This window comes from Paraburkholderia sp. RAU6.4a, assembly GCF_050435625.1.
GTDB classification, from domain to species: Bacteria; Pseudomonadota; Gammaproteobacteria; order Burkholderiales; family Burkholderiaceae; genus Paraburkholderia; species Paraburkholderia tuberum.
This window is the reverse complement of the sequence record NZ_JBNDKQ010000003.1, coordinates 2,186,701-2,201,163: the sequence shown is the minus strand read 5'-3', so window position 1 is coordinate 2,201,163 and position 14,463 is coordinate 2,186,701. Positions and strand designations below refer to the sequence as shown.

General features: G+C 64.0%; 9 protein-coding genes and 5 pseudogenes. 5 read left to right on the top strand and 9 right to left on the bottom strand.

What is annotated here, in order from left to right; genetic code table 11:
* Positions 1–2: 2 nt before the first annotated feature.
* The 6 genes and pseudogenes from OKW40_RS34740 to gltS all read right to left on the bottom strand — a co-directional run bounded on the left by OKW40_RS34740 (position 3) and on the right by gltS (position 6,644).
* The gene (locus OKW40_RS34740; protein WP_429352285.1) at positions 3–752 is read right to left on the bottom strand and encodes an electron transfer flavoprotein subunit beta/FixA family protein; all 750 of its coding nucleotides are present in this window, start codon (positions 750–752) and stop codon (positions 3–5) included.
* Positions 753–823: 71 nt separating this feature from the next.
* Entirely contained in the window at positions 824–2,626 is a 1,803-nt protein-coding gene (locus OKW40_RS34735) for an acyl-CoA dehydrogenase (RefSeq protein ID WP_429493583.1), read from the bottom strand.
* A gap of 212 nt (positions 2,627–2,838) precedes the next feature.
* Positions 2,839–3,843 carry an AraC family transcriptional regulator gene (locus OKW40_RS34730; RefSeq protein ID WP_090809441.1) on the bottom strand — a complete coding sequence of 335 codons (1,005 nt, stop codon included), beginning with the start codon at positions 3,841–3,843 and terminating at the stop codon, positions 2,839–2,841.
* Positions 3,844–3,965: 122 nt separating this feature from the next.
* Positions 3,966–4,427, bottom strand: a complete 462-nt coding sequence (locus OKW40_RS34725; RefSeq protein ID WP_429493581.1) for a hypothetical protein — start codon at positions 4,425–4,427, stop codon at positions 3,966–3,968.
* A gap of 101 nt (positions 4,428–4,528) precedes the next feature.
* Positions 4,529–5,399: pseudogene (locus tag OKW40_RS34720) on the bottom strand (class I SAM-dependent methyltransferase).
* A 42-nt stretch (positions 5,400–5,441) separates the two neighbouring features.
* Positions 5,442–6,644: a sodium/glutamate symporter gene (gltS, locus tag OKW40_RS34715; protein ID WP_429493580.1), complete on the bottom strand. Its 1,203-nt coding sequence runs from the start codon at positions 6,642–6,644 to the stop codon at positions 5,442–5,444.
* Positions 6,645–6,986: 342 nt separating this feature from the next.
* Between gltS and OKW40_RS34710 the strand changes: the two genes are divergently transcribed.
* Positions 6,987–7,139: a hypothetical protein gene (locus OKW40_RS34710; RefSeq protein WP_429493579.1), complete on the top strand. Its 153-nt coding sequence runs from the start codon at positions 6,987–6,989 to the stop codon at positions 7,137–7,139.
* A gap of 75 nt (positions 7,140–7,214) precedes the next feature.
* Here OKW40_RS34710 and OKW40_RS34705 read toward each other — a convergent pair whose 3' ends face one another.
* Both OKW40_RS34705 and OKW40_RS34700 read right to left on the bottom strand, forming a co-directional pair.
* Entirely contained in the window at positions 7,215–9,716 is a 2,502-nt protein-coding gene (locus OKW40_RS34705) for a glucose/quinate/shikimate family membrane-bound PQQ-dependent dehydrogenase (RefSeq protein ID WP_429493578.1), read from the bottom strand.
* A 266-nt stretch (positions 9,717–9,982) separates the two neighbouring features.
* Positions 9,983–10,336, bottom strand: a pseudogene (locus tag OKW40_RS34700) (acetyl-CoA C-acyltransferase); the annotation flags it as partial.
* Between the two features lie 9 nt (positions 10,337–10,345).
* Here OKW40_RS34700 and OKW40_RS34695 point away from each other — a divergent pair.
* A pseudogene (locus tag OKW40_RS34695) lies at positions 10,346–10,519 on the top strand (PLP-dependent aminotransferase family protein); the annotation flags it as partial.
* Between the two features lie 26 nt (positions 10,520–10,545).
* On the opposite strand, the gene OKW40_RS34690 reads toward OKW40_RS34695, so the two are convergent.
* Positions 10,546–11,493: a GlxA family transcriptional regulator gene (locus tag OKW40_RS34690; protein WP_429493577.1), complete on the bottom strand. Its 948-nt coding sequence runs from the start codon at positions 11,491–11,493 to the stop codon at positions 10,546–10,548.
* Between the two features lie 208 nt (positions 11,494–11,701).
* On the opposite strand from OKW40_RS34690, the pseudogene OKW40_RS34685 reads away from it, so the two are divergent.
* The 3 genes and pseudogenes from OKW40_RS34685 to OKW40_RS34675 all read left to right on the top strand — a co-directional run.
* A pseudogene (locus OKW40_RS34685) lies at positions 11,702–12,985 on the top strand (epoxide hydrolase family protein).
* A gap of 40 nt (positions 12,986–13,025) precedes the next feature.
* Entirely contained in the window at positions 13,026–14,069 is a 1,044-nt protein-coding gene (locus OKW40_RS34680; RefSeq protein WP_429493575.1) for an alpha/beta fold hydrolase, read from the top strand.
* Between the two features lie 102 nt (positions 14,070–14,171).
* Positions 14,172–14,309, top strand: a pseudogene (locus OKW40_RS34675) (transposase); the annotation flags it as partial.
* Positions 14,310–14,463 lie beyond the last annotated feature (154 nt).

The window sequence follows — 14,463 nt, the reverse complement described above, 5'->3', positions numbered from 1 at the left end:
CCTCACAGCACCTTCGCTTCGGTCTTCAGCTTCTCGACCAGCGTCTTCACGTCCGGCACCTTCACACCGGCGGAGCGCCTGGGCGGCTCGGCGACTTTCAGCGTCTTCAGACGCGGCGTGACATCGACGCCGAGGTCTTCGGGCTTGACCGTTTCCAGCGGCTTTTTCTTCGCCTTCATGATGTTCGGCAGCGTTACGTAGCGCGGCTCGTTCAGGCGCAGATCGGTCGTGACCACGGCCGGCAGCGTCAGCGACAGTGTTTCCGCGCCGCCGTCCACTTCACGCGACACCGTCGCCTTGCCGTCCGCCACGACAAGCTTCGACGCGAACGTCGCCTGCGGCAGATTCGCGAGCGCGGCGAGCATCTGGCCGGTCTGATTGGAGTCGTCGTCGATGGCCTGTTTGCCGAGGATCACCAGTTGCGGCTGCTCCTTGTCGACGAGCGCCTTGAGCAGCTTCGCGACGGCGAGCGGCTGCAGGTCTTCGTTCGATTCGATCAGGATCGCGCGATCCGCGCCGATGGCGAGCGCGGTGCGCAGGGTTTCCTGCGCCTGCGCAACACCGGCCGACACGGCGATCACTTCGGTCGCGACGCCCGCTTCCTTCAGACGCACCGCTTCTTCAACCGCGATTTCGTCGAACGGGTTCATCGACATTTTCACGTTCGCGATATCGACGCCCGTACCGTCCGATTTCACGCGGACCTTCACGTTGTAGTCGACCACTCGCTTGACTGCTACAAGAACTCTCACGACACTCTCCTTCCCACACCGATAGGGCCGAGCCCTACCGCTTTGAATGACACATTACTTCCGTTGATCGATCAGAACTGGTCTTCGCGCAGCGCCAGCGCGCCTTCGCCATCGCGAGCACCGCGAACCGCCGCTTCGAGCGCGATTGCACGAGGCAGCACCTGCGTCGCGTAGCTATGCGCGGTCGCGATCTTCGCGTCATGGAAGGACGGATCTTCGTCGCGCTTGTCGGCCGCCAGCACGAGCGACCGTGCGACTTGCCAACCCGCGAGCACGATACCCGCGAGCATCAGATAGGACACACTGCCGGCGAACACCGCATTCGGATCGCTTTTGACGTTCTCGACCACGTAGCGCACCGCGCTGTACAACGCCTCGCGGCCGGCGGACAGATGACGATGCATCGCCTGAAAAGCCGCGCTCGAACCATACGAGGGGTGCGCTTGCACCGCGGCCAGGGTCGCGTCGATCTGCGCGAGCAGCATCCCGGCCACCTCGCCGTTGTCGCGCATGGTCTTGCGGCCGACGAGGTCGTTGGCCTGGATCGCCGTCGTGCCTTCGTAGATCGGCAGAATGCGCGCATCGCGGTAGTACTGCGCGGCGCCGGTTTCCTCGATGAAGCCCATGCCGCCGTGCACCTGCACGCCGAGACTCGTCACCTCCAGCGACATCTCCGTGCTCCAGCCCTTCACGATCGGCACCAGGTATTCGTAGATCGCCTGATGATTCGCGCGCGTCGCGCCGTCCGGATGACGATGCGCGAGATCGCAATGCGACGCCGACACATAGGCCAGAGCGCGTGCGCCTTCGGTCAGCGCGCGCATCGTCGAGAGCATGCGCCGCACGTCGGGATGCTGGATGATGGCGACCGACTGCTTCGCGGAGCCATCCACGGGACGGCTCTGCACGCGCTCCTTCGCATACGCGACGGCCTGCTGGTACGCGCGATCCGAGATCGCCACGCCCTGTACCCCCACGGCGAAGCGCGCGGCGTTCATCATGATGAACATGTACTCCAGACCGCGGTTCTCCTCGCCGACGAGCTGCCCGATCGCGCCGCCGTGATCGCCGAACTGCAGCACGGCGGTCGGGCTCGCCTTGATGCCGAGCTTGTGCTCGATCGACACGCAATGCACGTCGTTGCGCTCGCCGAGCGAGCCGTCTTGGTTGACGAGGACCTTCGGCACGACGAACAGTGAAATGCCTCTCACGCCTTCAGGCGCGCCCGGCGTGCGTGCGAGCACCAGATGCACGATGTTTTCCGTCATGTCGTGCTCGCCCCAGGTGATGAAAATCTTCGTGCCGAAGATCCGGTACGAGCCGTCGCCCTGCGGCTCGGCGCGGGTGCGCACGAGCGAGAGGTCGGAGCCGGCTTGCGGCTCGGTCAGATTCATCGTGCCGGTCCAAACACCCGCGATCATCTTCGGCACATAGCGCTGCTTCAGCTCCTCGCTACCTGCCGTCAGCAGCGCTTCGATCGCGCCGTCGGTCAGGAGCGGGCACAGCCCCAGCGACAGGTTGGCGGCGTTGAGCATTTCGATGCAGGGCGTCGACAGCAGCTTGGGCAGATCCTGACCGCCGTATTCAGACGGATGTTGCAAACCCTGCCAGCCGCCTTCGCTGAACTGGCGAAACGCGTCCTTGAAACCGGCCGTGGCGGTCACCACGCCGTCCTTCCAGGTGCTCGGGCTGCGGTCGCCGTCGACGTTCAGCGGCGCGAGCACGCCTTCGTGCAGCCGCGCGGCCTCTTCGAGCACCGCACGAGCGGTGTCGGCGGTTGCGTCCTCGCAGCCGGGCAAGCCCGCCAGTTGGTCGATTCCGGCCAGTTCCGTGAGTGCAAACAACATTTCTTTGAGAGGCGCGACGTAGCTCATTACCATTCTTCCGATCAGATAGTCCGTAGGGAAAGTCACCCGTCTGGCACCGATGCGGCCGGGGTAACGTATGGCTGAATCGTAGCGTCGGACAGGCCCTGCCCGGTTGTCCAAACCGGACGATCTATTGACATCTCTGGCCACGTCGGAGGGAGTAAGCGCCCCGTGGGAACTGCGTCGGCGGGTGTTGCCGACGCATCGATATGACGCGATCAGCCACCCCGGCGATAGGCCGCCGGGGTGCTGCCGGTCCAGTGACGGAACGCTCTGTGGAATGCGGTGGGGTCGCCGAAGCCGACGTCGCCCGCGATGATGGCGATGGGCTCGCGCGTGCCCGTCAGGCGCTGGATCGCGATGTCGCGGCGCAATTCGTCCTTGAGCATCTGGAACGCCGTGCCTTCGGCGGCAAGATGACGGCACAGCGTTCTGACCGAGCAGTGCAGGCCTTCCGCCGCCTCTTCGATGGACGGGACGTCGGGCAGCCGGGACGCGAGATGTTCCCGCACGCGATGACTGAACAGCTGCTCGTTGAACGAAACGAAGATCCAGTCTTCCGGCGCGCGAGCGAGAAACCTGCGCAGGTTCGCCTTGCGCTGACGCACGGGCAGGTCGAAATAGCTGCTGCTGAACTGCATCGAGGTCTGATTGCAGTCGAACTTCGCCGGTCCGGGAAACAGATAAAGATACTCGAGCGCGTGAGCGGGACGGGGAAAGGCGAACTGCACCTGCAACAACGCAATCCGTTGACCGATCAGCCAGGACGCGATCCCATGCGCAAGCTTCAGCATCAGCTCCTGGCCCAGCATGCCGGGTTGCGCTCCCGTGCTTCCCGGACGCAGCGCCAGGCTCGCGACGAGGTCGCCGCGGCGCGACTCGAAGCGGAAGTCGTCCAGCACGAGATGGAAGAACTGGCCGAACCGGTGCATCGCGGATTCGAGATTCGGCGCATCCAGCAGGCTCAGGCAGAGAAACTTGAGCGCGCCGCTGCGCAGCGGGCGCGAGAAAACGCCCGGCATCTCATCGTCGAGTTCGATCGCGAGCGAGCGGTAGAGCGTGGAGAACTGTTCCTCGGTGACGCGCGCTCCAGGCTGGTCCAGAAGCGCGCGCGGAATGTTCGCGCCCGACAGATGCCGGTCGACGATATCCGGCCGCGTCCCGACGCTGCCGAGGAACCCGTTGACGAGCGAGATCGGTACGGTTGCGCCAGGAGCTTGCATGAGAAGGTTCCGCGAGGCGAAGACGCATCAGCATAGCGCCTCCCGCCGCATCGTGGCGAGGGTTCGGCGAATCGCTACGCGAGTGCCGCGTTCGGGGCCCCGTGGTTCCGGTAGCTTGCCGCCTATTGCGCCGATGCGTGCGAGCGCAGATAAGGCACGTAGCCGTTCTGAATCTTCAGGATCTTCTCGGCGCACTCGTCATAGTCGTCGCCCTTCGCGTTGTCGGGCCCATACATGCCGCGGCACTGCGCGAACAGCGACAGCGTCGCGCCGCCCGTGCTCCTGTTCGCGCGGGTCGCTGAGAAAGCGGCTTTGCCCGAATCGTCGGGCACGTCGGTATCGATCGCGACCGCGTCCGCGCGGATCACGCGCGTGTCGGAATGCTGCTCGATATAGCGTTTCGTCGCCGCCCACGCGGCATCGCAATTCGCCGGTGTGCAGTCGATCACCGCGTCGCGTTGCGCGGCGCGAAGGTTCGGCTCGCTATGAAGGATCTCCTGCTGGGCGCGTTGCGCCTGCTTTTCCGGGGACGAGCAGGCGGCGAGTGCGCATGCGACGAGTGCGAAGGCAGCGATCTTTTTCATGAGTAGACTTCGGAGGCCATGGTCGAGCGCGATTATAGCGGTGCGGGGAAAGCGATTGCGTATTCACGACTCACATGCTGGGTTGGTAACTTCGGTTGGCGTCATCGCCCATAGGTGTTCGCCACCAGCAACTCCTCCGCATTGCCCGGCGGTCGCAGCCCATCCGTCCGAGCCGCGAAGTAGCGCTGCGTCAGATCGGCCGCGGACACGTGCCGCGCGTCGTCAAAGCCCGCTTCGCGCCCCATGGCGATCATCTGCTGCGGCATGAAGAAGCTGATGAACGGTGTACCGCTCGCACGCGCGCCCTTCTCTGCCATTTCGAGTCCGGGGCGCACGTCCGGGTCCGCCATCTCCAGCGGCAACAGGAACGTCATCGCGAACGTCGAGCCGCGCGCCAGCCCGGCCACTTCGCGCAGCGTCGCCGCATTCGCCTCTTTCGTCAGATACATGCTGACGCCGGTCGACACGACGACGGCCGGCCTGCTTTCGTCGAAGCCTTCGGCGACGAGACGCTGCCGCCAGCTATCGCCCGCTTCGAAGTCGACCGGCACGAAACGCAGCCAGTCCGGCAGGCCGAAACCCAGCTCGCCGAGCCGCTGACGCTTCCACGTTTGCGGTCCCGGCGGGTCGACCTCGAACACGGTGAGCCGCGACGCAATGTCGGGCCGGCGTTGCGCGAAGCTGTCGAGACCGGCGCCCAGAATCACGTATTGATCCACACCGCGCCCGGGTCTGCTCGACGACCAGATCCTCGATAAAGCGTGCGCGCGCGACGATCGACGCGCGAAACGGCCGCGTGAACCGCGGATCCATATCGCCACGGCTGCGCCAGTCTTCGGCGGGCGCCAGCAACTGCAAGCCGACTTCGTCTTCGAGCACGTGCGGCGGCGCGTCGGCCTGCACGTGCAGCGCACGCCATAACGCGACGCGCGCGGCAGTGCTGTCGGGTGCGATGTGTCGTGGATCGCTCATGGTATTTGCCCGCTTGGGTTGAGGTGCCAATGCCACCGCTGCTCAATGGAAAAACGGCAGCGCGAGAAACAGTTTGATGACGATCGCGTTGACGATGTCCATGAAAAACGCGCCCGTCAAGGGCACGATCAGGAACGCGATATGAGAATGGCCGAAGCGGTTCGTGATCGCCTGCATGTTCGCGATCGCGGTCGGCGTGGCGCCAAGTCCGAGGCCGCATTGCGCCGCGCACAAGACGACCGCGTCGTAGTTGCGGCCCATCGCGGGGAACGTGATGAATACCGCGTAGAGCGCCATCAGCAGCGTCTGTGCCGCGAGGATCGAGATGATCGGCACCGCGAGCGCGGCAAGCCCCCAGAGGTCGAGCCGCATCAGCGCCATCGCGAGAAAGAGCGCGAGCGCGACGTTGCCGACAAGCGCGACCGCGTGCTGGTCGATCCGCACACGCACGAGCGCGAGCACGTTGCTCAGGATCACGCCGATGAACAGCGTGCAGACGAACGTCGGCAATTCGAACGCGGTGTCCGCGATCCAGTCGGCAAACATTTCGCCGCCCGCGAGGCAGATCGAGATCAGCGCGAGCGTCGTGATGATCGCGGCGGGCGTGGTGGCCTGCTGCGCCTTCGGTTCTTCGAAGACCAGCGTTTCGTCCTTTAGCTGTTTGACGCGCAGCAACTCGTCGGCGCTGATCCGCCGCATCAGCAGCCGTGCGATCGGACCGCCGAGCACGCCGCCCATCACGAGGCCAAACGTCGCGCAGCCGATCGCGATCTCGGTCGCCGACTCCAGTCCGTGACGCTCGGTAAAGATCTGGCTCCACGCGGCGCCAGTACCGTGGCCGCCCGACAACGTGACCGAGCCGCCGAGAATCCCAAGCAGCGGATCGACGCCGAGGGCGAACGCGAGCAGCAAGCCGACCACGTTCTGCAGGATCAGCAGCCCGCAGACCAGCGCGAGAAAGCGGATCAACACCGGGCCGCCCGCCTTCAAACTCGATAGATGCGCATTCAGACCGATCGTCGAGAAGAACGCGAGCATCAGCGGCGCCTGCAACGTCGAATCGAACCTGACCTGCACGTGGGTGGTGAGGCGCGTGATCAGCACGCAGATCGCGACGATGAGCCCGCCTGCCACCGGCGCCGGAATCGAATAGGTCCTTAGCACGCCGATCCACTGCACGAGCTTTTCGCCGAGCAGCAGCACGAGCGACGTCGCGACCAGCGTGGCATATACGCCAATAGTCATGAATGGCCTCCGAGCGGGAGCGTGACAACGTTTTCTGTTTTCCCGGCGCGACGCCGCGGCGCATCGGAATGCGGCAAGGCTTTGTCGTCATCCGGAGCGCGCGCGAACCTGCGACATCTTAGCCAATCCGTCCGGGCAAAGTATGATTTTCCTTGGGTTTTATCCGGCAAGGTCGGAGCCCATATTGGGTTTCTCAGTACACGGAGTGACCGACAGATTCTCGCACTGACGTGAATTCAATGTAGCGGGAACAGGAGATGCGTAGCTCTGCAGGATAGCCCGACGAGCGCTGTCTGATTGCGTCGCAAGTATTGATCGGATGCCACCCAACCAGGAGATGTCATGAAACCAATTCTCTACGGCCGGCTTCTCGCGAGCGCGATCACGATCGCTATCGCCGCGATGTGCGCGGGCTGCAAGCCCGCCGATAAGGCGGGTGGAACAGCCAACGCGGATTCGGCGGCGAGCAGTTCGCCGTCCGCCGCAAGTCAGTGACAAACAGATGACCACATTGCCGTGCGTGGACGTGGCAGTCCTGTCCACGCACGTCCACCCTGCTTCACCGCTTTGCTATTGCGGCAACGCATAGGCAATCACGTAGTCGCCGAGCTTCGTACCGAATGAGCCGTGACCGCCTGCCGCAATCACCACGAACTGACGTCCGTTGACCGAATAGCTCATCGGCGTTGCCTGCCCGCCGGCGGGCAGACGCGCCTGCCAGAGCTGCCTGCCGTTGTTCACGTCGAAGCCGCGAATGTAGTTGTCGGCCGTCGCGCCGATGAACGCCACGCCGCCCGCCGTGATGATCGGGCCGCCGAGCATCGGCATCCCCATCTTGAACGGCAACGGAAGCGGTGAGCTGTCCCGCACCGTTCCGATCCGCTTCTTCCATACGATCTGGTTGGTCTTCAGATCGATCGCCGAAATGAAGCCCCAGGCAGGTTGCTTGCAAGGAAGACCGACCGGCGACATGAACGCATTCAGTGTCACGCCGAACGGAACGCCGTATTGCGGCTGAATTCCGGTCTCCGTCCCCGAACCTTTCGCGCCCGGTACCGGCTGAATCGGATTGCCCGGGCCACGCGGAATCAGCCGCGAAACGAACGGCAGCGCAATCGGATTGGCGACCGCAATCTGGCGATCTGTGTCGACCGCCATGCCGCCCCACTCGAACATGCCGAGATTGCCCGGAAAGACCAGCGTTCCTTGCTCTGATGGAGGTGTGAAGGTGCCTTCATAGCGCAGCTTGTGGAACATGATCCGGCATACCAGCTGGTCGTACATCGTGGCGCCCCACATGTCGGCATCGGTGAGATCCTTCGATGGCCGGAAGGTCAGTCCGGAGAACGGCTGGGTAGGCGAAACATGGTCGCCGGGCGCCGCACCCTGCGGCACCGGACGCTCCGGAGCCGGCACCACCGGCACGCCCGTGCGCCGGTCGAGCACGAACAGGTTGCCGGTTTTGGCCGGCGCATACACGACAGGCACGGTATTGCCCTTGACGTCGGTAATGTCCGCGAGCGTGGGCTGCGATGGCAGGTCCATGTCCCACAGGTCGTGGTGGACCGTCTGATAGAACCACGCGAGCTTGCCCGTCGACGCGTGCAGCGCGAGCAGGCCACTCGCGAAACGCTCCTGCTCCGCCGTCCGGTTGCCGCCCCAGATGTCCGGCGTGGTCACGCCCATCGGCAGATAGACGATGTCCAGCTTGGGATCGTATGCAGCGGGCGCCCACGAGTTCGGGGACGTGAGCGTGTAGTGACCGCCGGCGGGAGGATTCTGATTCGGGTCCTTCGCGCCCGGGTCGAACACCCACAGCAGTTCGCCGGAACGCACATCGAAGCCGCGGATCACGCCCGACGGCTCGCGCGTCGAATAGTTGTCCTCGACCGCGCCCGCGACGACGATCACGTCGTTCGTGATGACCGGCGGCGAGGTCGGCTCATACATGCCGGGGGTCGTCACCGGCTGGTTGTGCTGGAGATCGAGATCGCCGCCGTTGGCAAAGGTTTTGCACAGCGCCCCTGTCTCCGCGTCGAGCGCATACAGGTGGCCATCGTTGACGGGCAGATAGATGCGGCGCATGCAGGCCCCGGCGGTCGCGGCAGTCGCAGCGGGCGCAGACGCCGGTTGCTGCTGAGCGGGCGCCGCGGCGGACGCTGCCTGCTGCTCCGGCGCGGCGGCCGATGCTGCCTGCTGATCCGGCGCAGCGGCCGATGCGCCCGAGGGCTGATCAGCCGTCGGCGCGGGACCGGCCGCGGAAAGATCGACGTAAGACACACCACGGCAGGTCACGTGCTGGAACGACGGATCGGCCTTCAGCTGCGGATCGAATTTCCATTTCAACTTGCCGGTCCGCGCATCCAACGCCCATAGGATCTGATGCGGCGAGCATAGAAACAAGGTCTCGCCGATCTTGATCGGCGTGACTTCGTCCGTAATCTCGACGGGGTCGTTGGGGCCTTTGCTATCCCCGGTCCGGAAGGTCCACGCGACCTGTAAGTCCTTGACGTTTGCAGGCGTGATTTGAGTCAGCGGGGAATAGCGGGTACCGGCCTGGGTGCGCGCGTAGGCCGGCCAGTCGGCGGCGCTATCACCGGTCTCTGCGGGGGCCGCCGATGCCGCACTGAAGCTCCCGTTGACCGTTTGCGGATCGTTGAAGTTCGCGTAGACGAGCACGCCCGCCCAGACAGCCAATGCAACGACGAGCGAACCAATGCCGAGCCCGCGTGCGCCCTCCATCCGCCAGCTCACGAGCAGCAGTAGCCACACGCCGAAAATGACCAGCACCCCGGAGCGCGGAGCCAATGCCCAGAAGTCCGTGCCGGACTCCCAGAGTGCCCAGACCGCCGTCGCAATCATCACGAGCGCATAGAGAACGAGCGCAGCGGGCTTGCGCCGGTAAAGCAACCACGTCACTACTGCGAGCAGCAGGCCCGTGATCAGGTAGTACCACGACCCGCCTACGGCAATCAGCCATGCTCCGCCGATCACGAGGTAAAGCGAAGTGAGCGCGAGAAACACAAGTGTGATTGCACCGATGACGACTGACCAACCGGGCTGTCTCGACATGATGATCTTCCACCCTAATCAAGAACGACGTGCGCGCGCAGACCGCAAAAGATGGGCCTGGTCTGTCCTGTTGTTCGATGCAGGCGCGTGACTTCTCGCGGGTTATCGCGCGTGCAGCGATGAGATCGAACCTGCCGCGGACATGCAACCGATACCTCGCTATCTGACCTGTTGGCCCAGGTGGTCGAGAGCGTAGCGTCGGCAATGCTCAAGATATGCCGCTTCGTTGGCGACGGTCAATTGAATCATGCTGCGCCACAGCGATGATCGGTGAGCTTCCAGCCCGCTCGCTCCAACGCGATATGCACGGCCGGCACGGGACCGAGACCGAACATGCCGGGCTCGACGGCGGCGATGCCGAAAGCCGCAAGACGCGCACTCGCTTCGATGCCCCTGGCGTCGGCATAACCGCGCTCGGCCACGACCATTGCCGCCGCACCGCTGTTCAGGCCGGGCGCATTGCCCGCCGTGATCGTGCCATCGGGACGGAACGCGGGACGCAGCTTTGCCAGCGTTTCCACGGTCGTTTCCGGACGCGGCTGCTCGTTGCGCGTGAACTGGATGCTGCCCTTGCGTCCTTCTATTTCGACGGCGACGAGTTCGGCATCGAATGCGCCGCGTTGCGCCAGGCGATCGCCATGGCCCTGAGGCGCGAGAAGATCGCCGTTTCGACCGCGCATCCGTTCGCCGCGTCGGCGCACGTACCGCACGCGATCCGGCTCGCGCTCGGCTCGGTCAGCTTGACGACGCTCGAGCAGTCGCTGCAAACGGTCGCGCGGGTCATTGCCGACCAGACCTACTGATCGAAGACTGCGCTGGGCCGCCCCCATCATCCCGGCGCGGCCCAGCGCGCATTGCGACGTATCGCCTGTGGCGGTTGTCCAAACGCTCGAGTGAACGCATCGCGCATGCGGCGCGGGTCGGAAAATCCGGTCTGCTGGGCGATCTGTTCGACCGTATGGCGGCTCCTTTCCAGCATGAGCCGCGCGGCTTCGAGACGCAGTCTCTCGACGGCCTTGGCGGGCGATTGCCCCGTCTCCGCCCGGAACGCGCGGTTAAACTGACGCGGGCTGAGCCGCGCCACTTCGGCCAGTTGTTCCACCAGCAGCGGTTGCGCGAGATTCTTCCGCGCGTACGTCAGCGCGGACTGAATGCGATCCGATTTCGCATCGAGTTCCAGCAACGCCGAATGCTGGGACTGACCACCGGCGCGTCGATGAGAAACGACGAGCGTTTGCGCGACCGATCTCGCAACCTCCACCCCCAGATCGGCCTCGACCAGCGCCAACGCGAGATCAATTCCCGCCGTCATGCCCGCCGACGTCCAAATCGAACCGTCGACCGCGTAAATCCGGTCTTCCTCCACACGGATGCGCGGAAACTGCTTCCGCAGCGCGGACGCATAGACCCAGTGCGTGGTGGCGCGCTTGCCGTCGAGAAGGCCCGCTTCGGCCAGCACGAAGGCGCCCGTGCAAATAGCGGCGACGCGCCGGGCCGTCGCCGCGCTGTGACGTGCGTAGGCGAGCAGCCCATGGGACGGCCGCGCCGCGCCCGGATCGCCGCCCGTGAAAAGGACCGTGTCGAACGTTCGCTCTTCGAAGGGTTCGGTCATCACCGTGGGACCACCGATCGGTCTGACCGGCGCGCCATGTTCCGACAGCGTGAGTACTTCGTAGAACGATTCACCGAATTTCCGATTGGCAAACGAAAACACCGGCTGCGCGGCGAGCGACATGGCGTGAAACCCATCGAACACGACGAATGCGACTGACGGCACGGCGATTCCTTTGCGTGGTGTCCTGAAACCGTAGTTTCTACGTCCTTTGCGATCTCGGCGGCCGCCCATATAAATGCGCTATGGATGCGCGGATTTGATTGAACGCGAATAAGCGGCCCTCGACGATCCTTCCGCACCAGCGGTCGACCGACTCTTTCAGTTCCCATTCTAGTCACCGTTTCCTTATCGCAGGTCAGGAGAACTCCTCATGAAAGTCCTCAAATCCCTACTCGTCACCGCCCTGATGGCGGTGCCCGCCATCGCGAACTTGCCGGCGACCGCGCTTGCGGCCGAAGCGCCCGCGACGTCTGCTGCGTCGACGGACGACACGGCGATCCGACCGTTCACGGCGCACTTTTCCGACGCGCAGCTAGCCGACCTGAAGAAACGCATCGCGCAGACGCGCTGGCCGCAACCGGAGACGGTGACGGATCGGTCGCAAGGCGCGCAGCTCGCGAAGCTGCAGGCGCTCGTGCAGTATTGGGGCACCGACTACGACTGGCGCAACGCTGAAGCGAAGCTCAACGCGCTGCCGCAGTACGTGACCACGATCGACGGGGTCGATATTCACTTCATCTGGGTACGCTCGAAAAATCCCGGTGCGTTGCCGCTCATCATGACGCATGGCTGGCCCGGCTCGGTCTTCGAAGAACTCAAGGTGATCGGACCGTTGACTGACCCGCTAGCGTACGGAGGACGGGCGGAGGATTCGTTCGATCTGGTTCTGCCATCGATGCCCGGATATGGGTTTTCGGGCAAGCCGGCAACGGCCGACTGGACGCCTGATCACATCGCGCGAGCGTGGGAAGAACTGATGCGGCGGTTGGGCTATCAGCACTACGTCGCGCAGGGCGGAGACTGGGGCTCGGTGATCGCCGACAAGATGGCCGCGCAAAAGCCGCCGGGCTTGCTCGGCATTCACGTCAACATGCCAGCGACTGTCCCGCCCGAAATCGCAAAACGGCTGAAGGCAGGCGATCCGCCGCCGCGCGGGCTTTCCGACAAGGAGAAAATCGCCTACCAGTCGCTGAACAATCTGTACACGCGCGGCGGCGGCTATGCGGCGATGATGGTCACACGTCCGCAGACGATCGGCTATGCGCTCGCGGACTCTCCGGTCGGGCAGGCTGCGTGGATGTACGACAAATTCGCGGATTGGACCTACAGCGGCGGCTATCCTGAACGGTCATTGACCAAAGACGAGATGCTCGACGACATCACGTTGTACTGGCTGACCAATACCTCCACGTCGGCGGCGCAGCTGTACTGGACCAACAACGCGAACAACTTCAATAGCGTGAACATCTCGATCCCAGCCGCCGTGACGGTGTTTCCCGGCGAGATCTATCAGGCGCCCCGCAGTTGGACCGAGCGCAGCTATCACCACCTCATCTAGTTCAACGAAGTGAACAAGGGCGGCCACTTCGCGGCATGGGAACAACCGCAACTTTTCTCGGAAGAAATTCGCGCTGCCTTCAGGTCGCTGCGCTGATCGCTGTCTCGCACGGCGTAACGTTCGAAGGAGATTCGCAATGTCGGATGAAATCAACAGGCGTCGTCGACGCCTTCTCGGGAGCGCCGCCATCGGCGTCGGCGCGCTCAGTCTCGGTTTGAACGGCTGGGCGAATGCGCAGTCTGTTGCAGGAAATACAAACGGTAGCGACGCGCCGCGACCAGCATCGTTCGCGACGATCAAGCAGATCGACGCCGGCGTTCTGAACATCGGCTATGCCGAAGTCGGACCCGCCCACGGTCCCGTGGTGATACTGCTTCATGGCTGGCCATACGACATCCACAGCTTCGCCGACGCTTCGCTGCGGATCGCATCGGCGGGCTATCGGGTGATCGTTCCACACTTGCGCGGTTATGGCACGACGCGTTTTCTTTCGTCCGCGACGATCCGCAACGCTCAGCAGTCCGTGCTCGCTGTCGACGTCATCGCGCTGATGGACGCGTTAAAGATCCAGCACGCGATTCTCGGCGGCTTCGACTGGGGAGCGCGCACGGCAAATATCGTCGCGGCGCTGTGGCCGCAACGGTGCACGGCGCTGGTGTCGGTGAGCGGGTATCTGATCGGCAGCCAGGGCGTCGGCACCCAGCCGTTGGCGCCGAAGGCGGAGCTCGCGTGGTGGTATCAGTTCTACTTCGCCACCGAGCGCGGCAGGAAGGGCTATGAAGCGAACCGGAATGACTTTGCGAAACTGATCTGGCAACTCGCGTCGCCGAAATGGAGCTTCGACAATGCGACTTTCGAGCGCTCGGCGAGCGCGTTCGACAACCCGGACCACGTTGCCGTCGTGATCGACAATTACCGTTGGCGTCTAGGTCTGTCGAATGGGGAGCCCCAATACGAGGCGCTGGAGAAGCGTCTCGCGGCAGCGCCTGTCATCAATGTGCCGACGATCGCGCTGGAAGGCGACGCGAACGGCGCCCCTCATCCGGATCCCGCGTCGTATGCGAAGAAATTCGTCGGCAGATACACGCAACGTACGATCGGAGGCGGGATCGGTCACAATTTGCCGCAAGAAGCACCGCAGGCGTTTGCGGAGGCGATAATCGAAGTGGCGCGCTACTAGCGTCGAAGCCAATGTGCATGTTCGCGCACCTCAGTATGCGGCGCGCGAACATGCACTCGATCGGACTCATTTTCCCAGGGACTTGCACCCGGCGACGCCGAGGTGCCATGGGCGCAACTGTGCGCGGTGATCGAGCCGAATTATCCGAAGCGCGGCAATGGCCGCCCGCCTATTGGTCTTGAGCGCATGCTGCGGATCCACTTCGTGCAGCACTGGTTCAATCTGGCCGACTTCGCCTGCTTCATCCTGTTTCGCCTTCCTCGTTCGATCCGATCTCTGACGCTTGACGTACCGGTTCGGAGGACTTAATTAGCGTTGCCCTACACGGGTCTGGCTTGGGTAGTCCCACATAGCATCTCTGCCTTGGCCAACGGACGGACAGCAGCGCGAGGAA